This window comes from Neobacillus drentensis (assembly GCF_036962125.1).
Classification (GTDB): domain Bacteria; phylum Bacillota; class Bacilli; order Bacillales; family Cytobacillaceae; genus Neobacillus; species Neobacillus drentensis_B.
This window is the reverse complement of the sequence record NZ_JBALOA010000034.1, coordinates 1-17,151: the sequence shown is the minus strand read 5'-3', so window position 1 is coordinate 17,151 and position 17,151 is coordinate 1. Positions and strand designations below refer to the sequence as shown.

20 protein-coding genes and 1 pseudogene are annotated in these 17,151 nt (G+C 39.7%); 4 read left to right on the top strand and 17 right to left on the bottom strand.

All coding sequences use genetic code 11. The features are described 5' to 3' along the window. Positions 1-24: 24 nt before the first annotated feature. The 10 genes from V7121_RS22380 to V7121_RS22335 form a co-directional block, all read right to left on the bottom strand. Complete coding sequence (locus V7121_RS22380; protein ID WP_335547966.1) at positions 25-936, bottom strand: glycosyltransferase; 912 nt, start codon at positions 934-936, stop codon at positions 25-27. After that, positions 936-1,553, bottom strand: a complete 618-nt coding sequence (locus V7121_RS22375; RefSeq protein ID WP_335547965.1) for a sugar transferase — start codon at positions 1,551-1,553, stop codon at positions 936-938. Before V7121_RS22375 ends, V7121_RS22380 begins: the two co-directional genes overlap by 1 nt. A gap of 159 nt (positions 1,554-1,712) precedes the next feature. Then, the gene (locus tag V7121_RS22370; protein ID WP_335547907.1) at positions 1,713-3,539 is read right to left on the bottom strand and encodes a nucleoside-diphosphate sugar epimerase/dehydratase; all 1,827 of its coding nucleotides are present in this window, start codon (positions 3,537-3,539) and stop codon (positions 1,713-1,715) included. 258 nt (positions 3,540-3,797) lie between these two features. Beyond that, positions 3,798-4,562, bottom strand: coding sequence for a tyrosine-protein phosphatase (locus tag V7121_RS22365; RefSeq protein ID WP_335547906.1), 765 nt, complete (start codon positions 4,560-4,562; stop codon positions 3,798-3,800). Positions 4,563-4,650: 88 nt separating this feature from the next. Further along, positions 4,651-5,355 carry a CpsD/CapB family tyrosine-protein kinase gene (locus V7121_RS22360; RefSeq protein ID WP_335547905.1) on the bottom strand — a complete coding sequence of 235 codons (705 nt, stop codon included), beginning with the start codon at positions 5,353-5,355 and terminating at the stop codon, positions 4,651-4,653. Further along, complete coding sequence (locus tag V7121_RS22355) at positions 5,342-6,091, bottom strand: YveK family protein (RefSeq protein ID WP_335547903.1); 750 nt, start codon at positions 6,089-6,091, stop codon at positions 5,342-5,344. The genes V7121_RS22360 and V7121_RS22355 overlap by 14 nt, the downstream gene beginning before the upstream one ends. 282 nt (positions 6,092-6,373) lie before the next feature. After that, on the bottom strand, positions 6,374-6,850 hold the full coding sequence (locus tag V7121_RS22350) for a CBO0543 family protein (RefSeq protein WP_335547901.1): 477 nt from the start codon (positions 6,848-6,850) through the stop codon (positions 6,374-6,376). Further along, positions 6,847-7,344: a CBO0543 family protein gene (locus tag V7121_RS22345; RefSeq protein ID WP_335495621.1), complete on the bottom strand. Its 498-nt coding sequence runs from the start codon at positions 7,342-7,344 to the stop codon at positions 6,847-6,849. Before V7121_RS22345 ends, V7121_RS22350 begins: the two co-directional genes overlap by 4 nt. Positions 7,345-7,599: 255 nt before the next feature. Beyond that, positions 7,600-8,169 (bottom strand): hypothetical protein, encoded by a 570-nt coding sequence (locus V7121_RS22340; protein WP_335495618.1) that lies wholly within the window; start codon positions 8,167-8,169, stop codon positions 7,600-7,602. 200 nt (positions 8,170-8,369) lie between these two features. Further along, complete coding sequence (locus tag V7121_RS22335; RefSeq protein WP_335495616.1) at positions 8,370-8,525, bottom strand: hypothetical protein; 156 nt, start codon at positions 8,523-8,525, stop codon at positions 8,370-8,372. 303 nt (positions 8,526-8,828) lie between these two features. Here V7121_RS22335 and V7121_RS22330 point away from each other — a divergent pair, with 303 nt between their 5' ends. Then, entirely contained in the window at positions 8,829-10,061 is a 1,233-nt protein-coding gene (locus tag V7121_RS22330) for a C40 family peptidase (protein WP_335495613.1), read from the top strand. Positions 10,062-10,152: 91 nt separating this feature from the next. Then, on the top strand, positions 10,153-10,503 hold the full coding sequence (locus V7121_RS22325) for a DUF805 domain-containing protein (protein WP_335547899.1): 351 nt from the start codon (positions 10,153-10,155) through the stop codon (positions 10,501-10,503). A 251-nt stretch (positions 10,504-10,754) separates the two neighbouring features. Here V7121_RS22325 and V7121_RS22320 read toward each other — a convergent pair whose 3' ends face one another. The 3 genes from V7121_RS22320 to V7121_RS22310 all read right to left on the bottom strand — a co-directional run bounded on the left by V7121_RS22320 (position 10,755) and on the right by V7121_RS22310 (position 12,405). Beyond that, the gene (locus V7121_RS22320) at positions 10,755-11,261 is read right to left on the bottom strand and encodes a hypothetical protein (protein ID WP_335547897.1); all 507 of its coding nucleotides are present in this window, start codon (positions 11,259-11,261) and stop codon (positions 10,755-10,757) included. A gap of 44 nt (positions 11,262-11,305) precedes the next feature. Next, positions 11,306-11,890 (bottom strand): hypothetical protein, encoded by a 585-nt coding sequence (locus V7121_RS22315; protein ID WP_335547895.1) that lies wholly within the window; start codon positions 11,888-11,890, stop codon positions 11,306-11,308. 83 nt (positions 11,891-11,973) lie between these two features. Continuing rightward, on the bottom strand, positions 11,974-12,405 hold the full coding sequence (locus V7121_RS22310) for a hypothetical protein (RefSeq protein ID WP_335547893.1): 432 nt from the start codon (positions 12,403-12,405) through the stop codon (positions 11,974-11,976). 162 nt (positions 12,406-12,567) lie between these two features. Here V7121_RS22310 and V7121_RS22305 point away from each other — a divergent pair, with 162 nt between their 5' ends. Then, a complete protein-coding gene (locus tag V7121_RS22305; RefSeq protein WP_335495603.1) occupies positions 12,568-13,080 on the top strand; it encodes a GNAT family N-acetyltransferase in 513 nt (170 codons plus the stop codon). Between the two features lie 307 nt (positions 13,081-13,387). On the opposite strand, the gene V7121_RS22300 is transcribed toward V7121_RS22305, so the two are convergent. From V7121_RS22300 to V7121_RS22290, 3 genes are all read right to left on the bottom strand, one after another. Then, a complete protein-coding gene (locus tag V7121_RS22300; protein WP_335547892.1) occupies positions 13,388-13,822 on the bottom strand; it encodes a hypothetical protein in 435 nt (144 codons plus the stop codon). Positions 13,823-14,018: 196 nt separating this feature from the next. After that, entirely contained in the window at positions 14,019-14,360 is a 342-nt protein-coding gene (locus V7121_RS22295; protein WP_335495599.1) for a hypothetical protein, read from the bottom strand. Positions 14,361-14,384: 24 nt separating this feature from the next. Continuing rightward, on the bottom strand, positions 14,385-14,588 hold the full coding sequence (locus V7121_RS22290; protein WP_335495597.1) for a nucleic acid-binding protein: 204 nt from the start codon (positions 14,586-14,588) through the stop codon (positions 14,385-14,387). A gap of 227 nt (positions 14,589-14,815) precedes the next feature. On the opposite strand from V7121_RS22290, the gene V7121_RS22285 reads away from it, so the two are divergent. Beyond that, positions 14,816-16,099: an MFS transporter gene (locus tag V7121_RS22285; protein WP_335495596.1), complete on the top strand. Its 1,284-nt coding sequence runs from the start codon at positions 14,816-14,818 to the stop codon at positions 16,097-16,099. Positions 16,100-16,891: 792 nt separating this feature from the next. Here V7121_RS22285 and V7121_RS22280 read toward each other — a convergent pair. Then, positions 16,892-17,151 (bottom strand): annotated as a pseudogene (locus V7121_RS22280) (hypothetical protein); the annotation flags it as partial.

Sequence of the window (17,151 nt, the reverse complement as noted above, 5' to 3'; positions counted from 1 at the left end):
CTTCACTCACCTCTTTTTATTACTCTATACAGTGGCTTTTGGATCCCTTTCGAATCCTAAAACTTTTCTTCTTAATATATTCTTATAAACTAGTCCTTTTAAGGATACTGGCATATAAACAAACAATCTTATCAATAGCAAATTTCGAAAGTATTTACCGATAGATACCATTTTATGTTTAAGCATATACTGATTGAGTATTTTCCAACTTTCAATATATTTTTTATTGCTCCTTCGTTGTACCATACCATTACCTATACGCGCATGAACCAGATATTCATCTAAATTACTCAAAGTAGCTCCGTTTTCAATTGCTCTAACCCACATATAATAATCCTCTAGATAAGGTAGATGCTGGTATGAGCCACATTTTATTATAATCTCCTTTTTAAACATAACTGTCATATGATTTATAGGATTTCTAAATGTAGCCATTTTACATATATCATCGTGAGTAGTAGGGAGTACCTTTTGGTTTACAGGAAGTTTATAATCAGTATCAAATTCCTCGATAAACGTTCCTAAAACATCTACCTTTGGATTTTTTCTAAGAAACTCTATTTGTTTTTCGAAGCGTGTTGAATCACACAGGTCATCACTGTCCGCTCGAGCTATTAACGAATAGGTACACTTAGATAATCCAAATGCTAGTGCATTTCCCAGTCCGCCATTCTTATCTAATCTGTAAATCCTAGTTATATTCGGAAATAAGTTCTCATACTTTTTAAGTACATCATCAAGTTCTTTTGTTAATGGCCCATCGCATATTAATACAAATTCATTCGGCCTTAATGTCTGCCTACATAGAATACTTTCAATTGCAGTATCAAAGAATTCAGGAACTTCCTTATGGTACACTGCCATCAAAACACTAAATTTATATTTATCACCATCTTCTTTAGGCTTTGCACTTTTTTCAAAAACTTCATTCTTCATCAAGACATAGTCCCCTCATCTTTCTGTGTCTTTCCAGTTCCTCCTTCAACCACACCATCACTCTTAACAACACTAATGATTGTACCGAAGAAACATTTTGTATCCATCCACAAGCTAATATTTTGTACATACTCCCCATCTAACTGCGCCTTTATTTCAATTGGAAGTTCATCTCTACCATTTATTTGTGCCCAACCTGTTAGTCCTGGTGGTACATCATTTGCTCTATACTTATCACGTTCTGCTATTAGGTCATATTGATTCCATAAGGCAGGTCTAGGGCCAATAATACTCATTTGTCCAAGAAAGATGTTCAAAATCTGGGGTAATTCATCAAGAGATGTTTTTCTTAGAAACTTTCCCATCTTTGTAATGTATTGCTCAGGATTTTCTAAAAGATGCGTTGGTGTATCTTTAGGTGTATCTATTCTCATTGTTCGGAACTTTAGTATATTGAAGTGGGACTTTTTTAAACCAACACGCTTTTGTTTGAACAAAACTGGACCTTTTGAATCGAGTTTAATAGCTATAATAAGAAGCAAATAAACTGGAGATAAAACAATTAAACCTAATAAAGAAAGAATAATATCAATTAATCTTTTAAAATTTATATACACCTTAGTACACCCCCTAATTTTTTTAGTGATTTGGAACTTTATTGGATATAAATAATTATCAACCAATACAAAACCACCAAAATCAGCATGAAATATTCACCTTTTATACTTTTTTCATCATTATCAAACCAAATACTTGAAACTTTTATTCCGCTCTTTCTAACTTACTCCAGTTAAAACAGAAAGTCCCTCAAACCTATTATTAGCCACATCAATCAAAGTATCATGCATATCCTTCTCAGACATATCAAGCAATCCACCAATCAACTGACTTAACACATCCGCATGAATAACCCTAGCCTTCCCAATATGAATCTTAGGGAAGATACTCTCAGGATGCACCTCATTCTCATTAAGAAGCTCCTCATACATCTTCTCACCAGGACGAAGTCCTGTGAATTTAATCCCAATCTCTTCAACAGAATACCCTGACAACTTTATAACATTGACCGCAAGGTCAACGATTTTTACAGGCTCACCCATATCAAGTACAAAAACCTCTCCACCACGCGCAAGGGATCCTGCCTGAATAACAAGCCGCGAGGCCTCCGGAATCGTCATAAAATACCTCGTCATATCCTCATGCGTAACCGTAACCGGCCCACCAGCCTGAATCTGCTTCTTAAACAACGGAATCACACTACCACGGCTACCAAGCACATTCCCAAACCGAACCGCCACAAACTTCGTATTACTATTCACAGCAAGACTCTGAATAATCATCTCCGCAAACCGCTTCGTCGCTCCCATCACATTCGGAGGATTAACAGCCTTATCCGAAGAAATCATCACAAAAGAATGGACGCCGAAGGTGTCAGCCGCCTCCGCAACATTCCTAGTACCAAAAATATTATTCTTAACCGCTTCTCTCGGATTATATTCCATCAACGGAACATGCTTATGTGCTGCCGCATGATACACAACAAACGGTCGATGCTCTTCCATGACATCAAACATTCTCGTCCGATCCTGAATATCACCAATCACCGGCACAATTTCAATTTGATTTTGATATTTTCTTCGTAATTCCATATCAATTGTGTAAATACTGTTCTCTCCATGACCTACTAAAACAATTTTCCCAGGATTAAACTTGCAAATCTGTCGGCAAATCTCAGATCCAATCGAACCACCAGCACCGGTCACTAGCACCGTCTTACCTGTGACATACTCAGAAATACTATTAATATCTAACTCTACCGGTTCCCTACCAAGTAAATCCTCAACCTGTACCTCACGGAATTGATTCACAGAAATCTTTCCTGTCATCAAATCCTCAAGCTTCGGAATGATTTGTGTCTTGGCTTTTGTCTTGGCACATTCCTCAAAAATCCGATTTAATTCTTTCTGCCCTAAAGAAGGAATCGCAATCACGATATTATCAATCTGAAATCTCTCGACTGCTTCCGGGATATGGCTCGAATCCCCGACTACTGGAATACCGAGGATATCTAATTTATATTTCTTCGCATCATCATCAATAAATGCCACGGGCTTCAGATCAATGTCATGGTTATGAATCAATTGCCTAGCCACCATTGTTCCACCAGAACCGGCCCCGATAATTAATGTCCTTTTTACGCTTTCCTGTTTCTTCATATAGCTATCACGAAACATTCTCCACGAGAACCGTGAACCGCCAATTAACAGGACATGCAACATCCATGTAATCATTAATGCCCTGACATACATGTTATGAAATGCCAATTCCTGCATAAGTGCGGTAACCGCAATTGAAAGGGTTACTGCCTTAACAATGGCAACCAACTCACCCACACTCGCATATTCCCAGGCCTTTTGATACAACTTATAAATAGAAGCAAATAGATGATGGCATAAAAATAATGTCAGCCAAGTAACCTGAAACATTGGGATCTTAATCACATTTACACCTGGTACCAGTGTCAAATAGCTTATGTAGATTGCTGTTATCACAATCACAGAATCCAAAACAGCGAGTGCCGTCAATCTCTTACCATACGTCACCTGGACATTCCCCTTTTTCTAAAATTAGTTTATCTAATAAACTCTTTCATCTACTAAAGTGTGTGGGCAAAAAAATAAATACCTAATGGAAATCCAAGTGTTCAACACTTATTCTTTCATTAGATATTTATTAGATTCCAATCTACCTTCTGGCATCTTACCCAACCTCAGTTCGTGTATTTATAAGTATATTAAGGAGGAGAAGTACTCCTCCTTTTTCTTCCTTTAAAACCCGTTTATCCTTATCCGCTTACTCGGTTAAAAAAGGTTAAAGAACTTCTTCTTTTTGATTCGCTCCGGGACTTCTTTATAAACATGACCGCCTTCAATCACTAGTTCTGAATTCTCTTGGAATAAATACATGTAGTCATTACCGTACTTATTTTGAACAAGGTCGAATGCTGCTCTCATTTTAAAGGTACGGTTGACTGTGTTATGTGCATCCGATGCGATAAAATGAGTCAGATTTGCTTCGATTAATTGCAGCGAAAATGTTTTAATCTTTTTTCCAAAATCTCCACAGATGCTTGCAGCCGTTACTTGGGTTAATGCACCCTTCTCGACCAGGTTATAGAGAATTTCTGGCTGCTCAATAATTTGCTGATTCCGCTCTGGATGAACCACTACAGGGACAAGCCCCTTTGTCTGCAAATCAAAAAACAGCTTCTCTGTGTATCTTGGAACCTGGCTGGATGAGAATTCTATTAATACATATTGGGTATGATTAATAGGTAGAATTTCTGCTGCTTCATAGCCAGCGACCATTTCACCATAGATCCTTGTTTCTTGACCTGGCAGAACAGTTAAATCAATCTTTTCTTCTCTCAATGCCCGATTTAACTCTTCTACTCGATCAATAATGGACTGTTTTGGATTTTCATATCGATTGTTTAAATGATGCGGGGTAGCCACAATGGTATGAATTCCTTGTTCAATTGCCTTTTTGGCCATTTTGACACTTTCCGACAAATCCCTTGCCCCGTCATCAACGCCAGGCAATATATGACAATGCAAATCAACCATTAGTCCCACATTCTTTCCAATTAATTGTTAGTTTTTAAGGAACTTTAATATAGTAGCACAGGATAAGGGAGAAGTTTGTCGAAATTTGTTACTTCGCCCCATAATAATAGTAATAGTCACCATTTTGTATTTCTTTATGATTCAAGACCACACCAAGCAATTTGCTTTGGGCATGTTCAAGTAATTCTTTACTCTTTTTGGCTTGATCGATGATCGTTTTTTCACTGTACACAACAAGAATCGAACCATCCACTTGATTGGCAATAATTTGCGGATCCGCTACCGCTAACAATGGCGGGGTATCAAAAATGATATATTCGAATTGAGATTTTGCCTCTTCAATAAATTGTTCCATTGATTTCGAGCTTAATAGTTCAGCAGGATTTGGTGGAATCGGTCCACTTGTCAGGATGTACAAATCCTTCTCCTCTGTTTCAAGAACTGTTTTTTCAAGTGTCTTCTGTTTAGTTAACACAGTCGTAAACCCGAATAGATTATTTAATCCGAAGGTATGGTGAACAGTCGGTTTACGTAAGTCAGCATCGACTAGTAAAACCTTTTGGCCTAGCTGGGCAAAGGTAACGGCTAGGTTCGCAGCTGTTGTTGATTTTCCTTCCTCAGGTCCAGAGGAAGTCACCATGATGGCCTTTATTTCCTTATCAACAGAGGAATACTGAATATTTGTTCGAATCGTCCGGTATTGTTCGGAAATAGGCGACTTAGGGTCAATTGCTGTTACTAGTTTACGTTTTGAGTCTTTACTTTTTAATTTTTTCTTTTTAAGCGCCAACATTCTCACCTCTTACCTGTGAATTTCTTGCGGCCCGACGCGCTGCAGATTCTTCCATTTTTTGATCATCAATCGTTGCAATAATACCTAAGATTGGAAGACCAAGGAGCTTTTCCACATCTTGTTCGTTTTTAATTGTGTTATTAAAGTATTCAAGTAGGAAGGCAAGTCCAACTCCAGCCATTAAACCGACAATTATGGCAATTGCTACATTTAATAATGGTCTTGGTTTAATCGGTGCTGGATTTTCAGACACATCTGCTTTCGCCAAAATGCTGACATTATTGACATTCATAATATTGGAAATTTCTTTTTTAAAGACTTCCGCTGTTTTATTCGCAATTTGCGCAGCTGCCTTTGCGTCAGGATCTTGAACTGAGAGGTTAACCACCTGGGAATCCTTTTCGCTTCCCACGGTAATCTTTTCTTTTAATTGTGCAGCTGTCATATTTAAGTCAAGTTCTTTAGAAACAATATCTAAGATGGCAGGACTTGTAATGATTACATTATAGGTGTTAATTAATTGAAGGTTTGTTTGTACTTCATTTGTTTGGTATAAAGATTGTTTATTTTCCTTTTGATTCACGAGAATCTGGGTAGAAGCTTGGTAAATCGGGGTTAAGAAATAATAACTCACCACTCCACTAATGATGGCAGCAATAACAGTTATCGACACGATTAACACTAATCGCTTTTTCAATGTCTCGAGCAATTCTTTTAAACTGATAGTCTCTTCCATTTCGTCCTCCTAAATAATTCAATACAAAACCTTGTCTATTATATCATAATTTGTCGTCTTTTTACTTTTTTTGTCTAAGTAATTATTACTCTATCTATTAAACACCCATTTTAAATATATTTGAAGAGGAAATCCATAATTGGTAGGAATTTCAATCCGATTGAATCCCAATTTATGATTAAAAAGACCCATTAACATTCAAACTCGTTCTAGACCGAAAGAAACAGACCAACCCTATTCACTTAAGTTGGCCTGTCACTTATTTACCTGTACAATCTTCCCTCATTCCATCTCTTTCATAATCCCATTGAAGAACCATAGACAAAACCCACGCGTCAGCATAAAGGTAAGAAATAGAGAAGTCCAGGTCCAATACCAGGTCCAGTGCTGATACTCAATTAAGTCCGTGTATTTTTCAATAAATACCTCAGGAATCGTCAGGACCGTGCAATAGGCACTAGTGTAGAGGATCCTGATGAACAGACTGAAGGAGTATGGGTAAAATACATTATAGAGACCAGCCACAATAGGGTAGACAAAAAATTCATAAGTAAAGCTTGAACGGTTGGCCACATGGAACAACCGGACTGGATACGTGATCAACCCATATTCGACCACTAAGGAACCAAATATCCACGTAATTGCCTGCGTAAATACAAAGGCGCTCACAGCTAAACGGAGTCTATTTTTAGGAATGAGAAAAACTAACCCCGCTGCCAATAACCAGACCACGATTAAAATCCAGTATTCCCGTCTCATTTAGCCGCCTCCTGGTCTTTTTGAAAATACCTCTTTTCATGAAAGAACCACTGAAAAATCCCATTGGTCACCACAAAGATCAGAAAATAATTCAGCCACGTAAAATACCAAGCGTAATGGAGATATTCAATTAGATTTGTAAATTTGGCAAGTATCAGGTCATAAACAGTTAAGGCGGAAATCCACACCGACAAGTAGAACAGCCGAACCCAATAAGAACGTCGTTTGGGCTCGTAAGCAAGATACACCCCACACACAAGCGGGTAAAAGAAATATTCCGTGGTGAAGAGCACGTTTGTCGCTATAGGCAATTCACGAACCGGATAAGCAATCAGATGAAATTCGACATGTATGAAGGCATTCAGCCACAGAATGGCCTGGCATACAAGGATTGTAAACAATACTTTTCTATGCCGTTTTTTCTGAGTAACAACGATATATGAAATCATACCAATAACCCACATCAGAACAATCGTTACCCAATCTATTGACATAATCATGACCTCTTTTTGCATTTTCCCTTATGATACTTCGATTGTTCACTTAGATGTAAAAGTAATCGAGCAAAAACACATCACAACAAATGAGATACCATAGTAAGAACCATGTGCGGGATTCACATTTAAGTTGTAAACGCTATCAATGTTAATAACTATATAATAGTAAAAACTAGGATTTCAACACCCTTTTGTATGGTTCTTGAGGTCACATAAACCTCTATAAAAACCCATGAGAAAGGTTTCCCATTGTCATTTAGTGTATTTATTTTGAAGCCATACGAAAAAATTTGTTATCCACTTTGCTGTTAAAAGCCCACTTACATACCAAATGAAAATATGGAAATAATTTGTACTTCCATACATTCTAAATAAACCTAACCCAGCAAGTATGGGATTAAAAACAAACGAGAAAAATATGGCTGCAAGTAAGGCATAGACGTAATAATTTTTTTTATGATTTAACGTCCACTGAAAGACAAGCATAAAAGTAACCGGTACAATACTTGAATCAATCGAAAAACTAGGAAGTAATGGGATTGGCGGAAATGGAAAATTCCACTTTCCACTATTTATCGCAAATAAGTCGATATACGCAGCTAAAAGATGAACGGTGTATCCATAAAATGTGATTAAAAATAACTTATTCTTATCGATTTTAACGACTAGAACGATGAGTGGCAGGATAAGGATGGCAACCATGATCCAATACTCTAGAGAACTATATAGTGCATGGTCTTTCCAATAGTCAAGCATAGCATCTGTAGACTCTTTTCTCAGTTTAACAGCCTTATCAAATTGAACGATTCGAGGGTCAGACAAATTCATCATCCTTTAAAATACGGTTATAATGTTATAGTTACCATTTATAACAAAAATATCCCTTGAGAATTAGTCACTGTCAGTCAATCAAATATCTAAACTCTACAGGCACAAGGCTGCCATCCGATTCCTAAAACACACAAATGACCAGCGAGGTAACCTCGCTGGCCTGATTTTTATCATTTATTTATTATCTATAATTAACCGACCAATAAGTGTTTCAGGTCTGATTTTAAGTCTGCTAGTAATTTTTCTAGGGTAATTTCATTCTCGTTCATACCTGTTTCGTATGCCTTTCTCACAATCTCTGAGAAATTGGCTACACTGTCACGATTCTTCTCGACTGCACGATCCACCTTTCATATCCTCCTTTAGTTTACTCTAATTCCCAATTCTACTAGACTAGCAGAAAAATGTAAATGGATTTCCAGTGAATTTTGTAATTAATTAGAGAATTTTGTAAAGAATTGTTGTTAAGTGATTCATCGTGAGGCTGTTTCACTTCCGTGAAGGCATTTTTTGAATCATTTTCTTATAATTCTGCAAATAATTTAATTTCTACACCCAATTCAGGAAAGTTTTACATATTTTTTACCGAAACACTAGCAAACTATGGTAAAATTAATAAAACTGTGAAAAAAATAGAGGTGATTTGCTAAATGAAGAAAACCATCGTTCGCGCCTTGTCGACAGCCGCGCTGCTTTCGACCGTATTTGCAGGAACGGCCCTGGCCGATACATACAAGGTCCAAAAAGGCGATACCCTTGCCAAGATTGCCACAAAGTATCATACGACTATAAAAGACATTAAAACTACAAACGGGTTGAAATCGGATTTTATCACCGTCAATCAAATGCTCAAGATCACAGTTGCCAGCAAGATGACCCAAGCCTCACAGCCCACTACTTACACCGTTGTAAAAGGTGACGCCTTGATTAAGATTGCCAACCGTTTTCATGTGACACTCGCAGAACTAAAGCAGTGGAACAAGCTTGATACGACGATTATCCATGTCGGCCAAAAGCTGAAGGTGTCTGCTCCGAAACAGACAATTATTACTGTACCAGCACCTGTGAAGAAGCCGACAACGACCACAACTAAACCGCAGACGACTACGGCTGCAACAAGTGTTTATACTGTCCAAAGCGGGGACTATCTTGGCAAAATTGCTGGGAAGCATGCAACAACCGTTTCGAACATCAAATCATTGAACAAACTAAAGTCAGATATGATTTATGTCGGCCAAAAGCTCAAGGTTCCAGCCAAGAAAGCACCCGTACCTGCCGCGAAGCCTACGACAGCTAAGCCGCCCGTAACGGCCAAACCGCCTGTCGTGAAGCAGCCTGAAGTAACCGATTATATCGTTAAAAGCGGTGATACCCTGGGGGAAATTGCTTCCCAATATAAGATTTCACTCAACGACTTGAAGGCGCTTAACAAACTAACTTCCGACCGAATCAATGTCGGGCAAACACTCAAGGTTCCAAAGCTTAAGGTACCTAGCACCTCTAAACCAGACGTTGACACGGAGTTTGCCACCAAGATGATCGCGAGTGCGAAGAAGCTGATTGGCATTCCATATGTCTGGGGAGGCAGCACGATTTCTGGCTTTGACTGCAGTGGGTTCGTGTATTATGTGGCCAATCAAGCAGGGATGGACATTGCACGGTATTCTGCCGAAGGGTTCTACGACCGTACATATTATGTCAACACACCTAAAGCTGGTGACATTGTCTTTTTCGAAAATACATATAAAAAGGGAATTTCTCATTTAGGTATTTACCTCGGCAACAATGAATTCATCCACGCCAATGATGGAGGCGTAATGATTTCCAATCTGCAAGGCAAGTATTACCAAGAACATTTTGAGAGCTTTAAACGGTTTTATTAGAATTTTCTATTCTTAAGAGGCTTGGAAAGTAATAAACTAATATAGCAATAGTGTATTGTCATTTTTCATGAACATCAAAGGGGGTACATTCATGGAATGGTATTTGAAAGTGTTAAAGGAGTATGTAGGTTTTTCAGGCAGGGCTAGACGGAAGGAATACTGGATGTTTATTCTTTTCAATGCGTTTGTCTCACTTATCCTATCTGTAGTGGAACATTACACGGGGCTTCCCGCGATTTTATCCGGACTTTATTCGTTAGCTGTGCTATTACCATCATTAGCTGTTACGTTTCGCCGCTTGCATGATACCGGTCGAAGCGGCGGGTGGATTTTTATTGCGCTTATTCCGATCATCGGCGCCATTGTCCTGCTGATCTTCACTGTTATGGACAGCCAGCCGCATGACAATCAATATGGTCCAAATCCGAAAGCAACTGTTTAGAGTACAAAGCTAAACCGCCTTATTATGAAGGCGGTTTTTGTTTTGGGGAAATCGGGAGATTTCCGCTGAAAAACCCGTTTTGATGCCGACAACTTTTCACTTGTGCTGTCTAGGATTGCTGAGTCTGGTACTCCTCTCGAAGCCGTTGAAGGGTCGCAGGAGGGCACAAGGTTTAGGGAATCGAAATGAGTTCATTTTTCGAAAAGGCCTTTGCTCTATCAAAAGCGATGTGAATGGTGCCTGTGATTCTGTTAATAGGGGCCGTTCCAGTTTTCCTTTGTATAGTTAATGGTTGGATAATTGGTCCGAAGATAATTCCATATTTCGCTGGTTTCCGCTCTCATTGTATGAGGTGTGACGGTCCCTCTTGAGGAGAGTGTGATCTGTATAGGTTCTGTTTGATTCTTTAGATGAAATTGTAAACAATCTATATACCAGGTTTGCCTGGAGGTGACCTTTTTTTTAAAATACTTCACTTCGACTACATTATCTATTAATACTTCTTGTGTACGTTTCTTCGCGTCCACTATTCGATCTGAATAAACGGCGACATACCCGCGGACATCGCCTCGATAATGGCGGAAGAGCAGAATAAATGTCATTATCAAGACAAGTCCATATACAATCAAAAAATGATTCTTTTCGATTGTCCACTTGATGGTCATGATGAGTGGACCTCCGATGCAAAGCAATTGGATTAGTTCAAAGGTGATGATTTCCCATTTGGGATGTTTAATCATTACTATCGGTTCTTCCATTTAAGTTCCTCCAGAAAACCTGCTCTATGATCAGCGGCCACGGACTATTTCCAATTGATGTATCTTGGCTCGGCGCCTAGTAATTTGTCGGCGATTAATTTTCCGTCTTTGTCAAAGGCCCGGATGGTCCATGTATCTTCTGTGTAATCGTCCAATACAAATAACGCATAGCCATCCTTCACTTCTTTTACATGGTAAGCTGCCCGATTTTCTTTGACATCTTGGAGAGATAATTCATAATGATCCGAAGGCGTGATTCCTTCGATATGATTTCCAAGTACGATATATTTTATCTTTGAATGGTCAGCGGTTTTAATCGCGACTAAAAAAGCATGTCTATCTCCAATTCCACTTGCTTGAAATGGCTTGCCTTGTTCAATGGAGTAACCTGAGGAACCCCCTTGATAGCGGTAAAAGAAACCATACCTTTTTTCGATTTCTGCGACTCCAAAAGATTGGTTGGTTCGATCTTCAAATAATACCGCTTGGCCAAACTCACCAATTGCGAGTGAGCGAACCTTTATGACATCACCTGGGATCGCTTTCGCTGACGTAAAATGATATCCATTTAAGCTTCCGATTAGGAACAACCCTAGTAACATGCAAAGAAAAGCTAATGATTTTTTCAATTGGATTCCCCCTGAAAGGACAGACTACTCTCAACCTCTTGCTCCTTTGTTTCTACACTCCTGAGGATTTTCTCTGTCCTAAACTATTTACTGCTTTTTATTTTCATAGGAATGATTTCTTTTTGACCATTCCACTTCACGGTGACCTTAATGATTTCATCTTTATCTTGGATCTCGCCGCCCGTTCCTTTTTCACTGGTCCGAATATATCTGGTGCCTGGCGGGCTTTCTGAGCCGCCTTCGACTCCTGAGCTGGATTTATAGGAATAGCGGACAACTGAATGAGAGATATCCTCATAATCCCCTTTATATTCGAGTAAAAAGCTTTTTTGGTTTTCATTATAATGGTCGGACGTATTGCCCTTTCCTGAAAACAGCATTGTCGCTGCCCAATGAGTGGATTCACCATAATAGTGATAATTATGTACAAAGGGTTTTGTTTCTTTGCTCGTACATCCTGTTAGAAGTGCACAAATGAACAGGACTGCTGCGAATTGGTACCTGACACCGATCATGTTTACATACATCCTTCCGCCGATTTTCGTTATCTTATTCTATCATTTCCTATATACTAATTGGATTTTTTTCCATCTCTGCATGATTTTATTACAAGTGGTATAAATTTAATGGACCAAGTAGAATAGAAGAGATAAAAATTCGGTATTGAGGTGTTTTTTATGAAAGTAATGGAAACGGAACGGTTGACCCTTCGCTGGTTAACTCCAGATGATGCAGCGTTTATACTCGAGCTGTTGAATGATCCCACCTGGGTGCGGTTCATCGGTGATCGAGGGATCCGGACGTTGGATGATGCTAGAAACTATATTGTAAATGGTCCGATGGAGATGTACGTACGACTGGGCTTTGGTCTTTTTTTGGTGGAATTAAAGGACGCCGGTAGGACCCCGATTGGGATGTGCGGGTTGATTAAACGAGATGGATTAGCAGATGTCGACCTGGGGTTTGCCTTTTTAACAAGGTTCCAATCTAAGGGGTATGGCTTTGAGGCCGCTTCAGCGACATTGGAATATGGTAAGGAGGTGGTCGGGCTGAAGCGATTGGTTGCAATTACCTCTGTTGATAATGTGGGCTCAGCACGCTTGCTTGAAAAAGTGGGAATGCGGTTTGAACGGATGATTACGCTTCCGCATGATACGGAGGAGCTTAAGTTGTATGGGGTTAATTATTGATGAGGGGCATGGGTTCTAAGATTGTAAGAGTTTGAGATCCACTCCCCTTTTCGTGTGGGTCTGTATGAGAATCCATAGGCGGAGAATTTCCGGCTAATGTATATAGAGGGGACTTAACAAGCCGATATAAGCGGAGATATTCCGGTTAACCGCTCGATATAGGACTAAATCCAATGATTTGAATCATATAAGCGGAAAAACTCCGCTTATATTTAAGGAAATATGGGTATTTTTCTTTATAGGCGGAATTCTTGCGCTTATTTTTCGAACATAGTGAAATCAACCATTCAGCCTACTAAAAAGAAGGTTATTTACTAGTTACTAGTAACTTCCGTGTTTTGAAGTCAAATATTTTATAACTTATTTCAACCAAATGGTCTTTTGTAACGGTCACTTCGCAATAATAAGGGATTGCCTTACCATAGGCATCAAGTGCAGGAATATCTCTGAAGGAAAATATTTCATCTGTACCGAGCATGGTAAAGTCCGCTTCAGAAGTACGGCCTGACGAATCGATTTCAATCACACATTTCCCACGGACGACATCATATTCCTTTAATACAACATACTTTAGGCTTGGAAGAGTCATTGCTAAAAGTAAAATACCCATTAAAAGGGCTACAACGCTCCTACCTACTTTTAATAATCGATAGTCCCTATTACCATACATGACAAAAAAGGAAATAACCGCGCCAATTACAAACAAGGCGCCCAGAATGAGCATAAAATAATACAAGAGCATTTCTTCACGTCCTATTCCCTCTTCTACTTACGGCATTTGTTGGAAATTAGCCGAAATTCTAAGTTGTTAATGACATATTTTTCGAGACTTATTACATATTTTTGGATACTTATGACTTATTTTATTAAACTTACGACACTTTTTGGATAATAACTGGAAAATATCTTTATTACAAGTTCCTTGTAACATTTTAATTCTACGCACGGAATCTCTGGACGAACCATTTCGTTATGGTTACTAATAAACAAAAAAGTGGATAGGCCATAATGAATGAGAAGCCTTGCAAGAACATAAGTCCAATTGGATCCGAGTCATCTGCGCTGTCTGTAGCCATACCTCCAATGAAAAAGGCAATGGGCGAAGCGACAACGATGAAAATAGTACAAAGTATGAGTTGTGTTTTGGTCGTGTCCTTTTCTTTTTTTCGATCCGTTTTTCGTTTAAATCCCAGAACGATCCAGATAAGAAACGCTAAGGGAGCACTAAGAAAAAAGGCCATCTGAATGTACGAATAGATCATTTCTACTATATCTTTCACATCACACCTCATTCAGGAGTTCGTTCAAAATTTAAATTCCTTGTACTCATCAATATAGAAAGCAACATACCCGCAATTTGGGCACACCGCTGCTTTGGGCTTTGCAGAAACACTCTTGAATATTCCTTTCCCTTTTCGACTAATTTTTAGGCCATAGAAGCCGCCTTCGACACTAACGTTGCAATCTTCGATCATTTCCGTGTGGCATTGATTACAGACTCTTTTCATTCCTCTCCCCCCTGCCATCTTGCTCTCTAGTAATTTAATTATATTACTTCTCCTGTAGGAATACTTTATCAAAATTAGGAACATTTACCTTGTTTTCAGTTAATCCAGACAACAGGAAACCGTACAATCATATAATTTTCTGAAAATGGGTGGCGGCTAATATTTTTCCGTGCTATGATGATTCAAATCTAGTTGGCAGAGAGGTTTCTAGAAAGGTAGGTTAGTTTATGTCACAAAAAGCATTAGACGTGCAAACAGCCTTGTTACATTCTCCAGAAAAACAAAAGTCGCTATACAAGCGGACATTAATCGTTGTCAGTATTTCACAAATATTTGGGGGTGCTGGCTTAGCAGCAGGAGTGACTGTCGGTGCACTGCTTGCCCAGCAAATGCTTGGTACAGATGCGTATGCCGGCATTCCCTCCGCACTATTAACGTTTGGGTCAGCAGGAGCGGCCCTTTTTGTTGGGAGACTTTCGCAACGGTTTGGCCGGCGTACAGGTCTCTCCACTGGTTTTTTGATTGGTGGACTTGGAGCCATAGGCGTCATTCTGGCCGCAATCCTGAATAGTGTTATCCTGTTATTTGCTTCCCTGCTGGTTTATGGTGCCGGGTCTGCCACCAATTTACAAGCTCGTTATGCAGGTACGGATTTAGCCAATAGTAAACAGCGAGCGACGGCGATTAGTATGACGATGGTGTTTACCACCTTTGGTGCCGTTGCAGGTCCGAATTTAGTAAACGTAATGGGGAATTTCGCTGTTGCGATAGGTGTTCCATCCCTTGCTGGTCCGTTCATTTTAGGAGCAGCAGCCTATATTTTTGCCGGACTTGTCCTATTCATTATGCTTCGCCCGGATCCATTAGTGATCGCGAGAACGATTGAAGCGACGACGCTAGAGCCTAGTGAGAAAGGGCATGTGGCAGTAGCTGAGCAGACAGAAAACAAAAGAGGCATCATCGTTGGTGCCGCCATTATGGTCATCACGCAAATTGTCATGGTCGCGATTATGACGATGACACCCGTTCATATGATGCATCATGGACATAGCTTAGGTGCCGTCGGCCTTGTGATTGGTTTCCACATCGGGGCCATGTATCTGCCTTCACTCGTTACAGGTGTCCTCGTTGACAAGCTGGGGCGCACAGCGATGGCGATTGCCTCTGGAACAACGTTGCTATTGGCCAGTTTAACCGCAGCCTTTGCACCAGGAGACTCGATGGTTCTGATGATCATTGCACTTTCTTTACTTGGATTAGGATGGAATTTTGGTTTGATCAGTGGGACCGCACTTATTGTCGATTCAACTAAAACCTCGACACGTGCACGGACTCAAGGTACCGTTGATGTCCTAATTGCGTTGTCAGGAGCGGCTGGCGGGGCCTTGTCCGGAGTAATTGTAGCAGGTTCTAGTTATCTAGTATTATCTTTTACTGGAGGCATTTTATCGTTATTGCTGATTCCGGTGGTGATCTGGTCGCGTGGGAGAAAAGAAAGACAGGTAATTTGAAAGCGAATGGCTCAGGGGGATGTGAACCTGGGCCATTTTTTTGGGTTCTGTTGATTTCACGGCGAGGATGTGAACGAAGTCGAGATTACTTCGGACATGGGAGGGCACAAAATGCTAGGGCGTGTCCGAAGTCGGGTCATCTTCGGACATGGAAGTGTCCAAAAAGCATGATTGTGTCCGAAGTCGTGTGTTTGAAAATTAAACGGAAAAATTCCGCTTAAATCGGGAAATACCCATATTTCCTTAAAAATAAGCGGAGTTTTTCCGCTTATTTTATGCAAATCTTTGGATTTGGACTTATTTAGAGGAGTTAGTCGGAATTTCTCCGCTTATATCTGCTTCTTAAGCTGCCTCTATATACATTAGGCGGAAATTCGCCGCCTATGCAACGCTATCATGCTTCTCTCAATCTATCGTTAAGAAACTATTTTGTTAGTAGTATGTAGAGGATACCGAAAATAAAAATCATAGTGTCATGCATCCGCCTGACTTTTCTTTCTTCTCCTGATTATATCCACACGAGAGGCATCGGGTGTTCCAGTAGAGGTTGCCTTCATCCTCCTGCTTGATGGAAAGATTACACTTTTTTATAAACTCCTTCAATTCGTGTTCCATCCTGAATCCCTCCCAATAAATTCGCCGCGGAAGTAAAAGTAACTACCTAAAGTCATAAATAACAAAAATCCGACAAGATGGGAATTTTATTCTTCTTACAAAAAAATGGAGAAAGAGAGATTCTTAGCAGCTCTCTTTCTCCATTTTTATTCTATAAATACAAAAACAGTCTCCGTTTTACACACAAGTAAACGATTGAATTTGTCGTAAGCTTATTCCGAAGTACATCCATCTAAAGCCGGTCCAGCGATAGCCTGCGACAGAGTCACGGCCAACAAAGGTCGGATAGAACCAAAATTGTTGGAAACCTCGCAGCCATACATATGTGTACCTGAACATACATCTGGCAATTCCGCCAGGGTCTACTGCAAAGGCTGATGCTTGTTGATGAGGAACATACGATGGCGGTGGTGCTGTTGGCGGTCCGGCTGATGGAC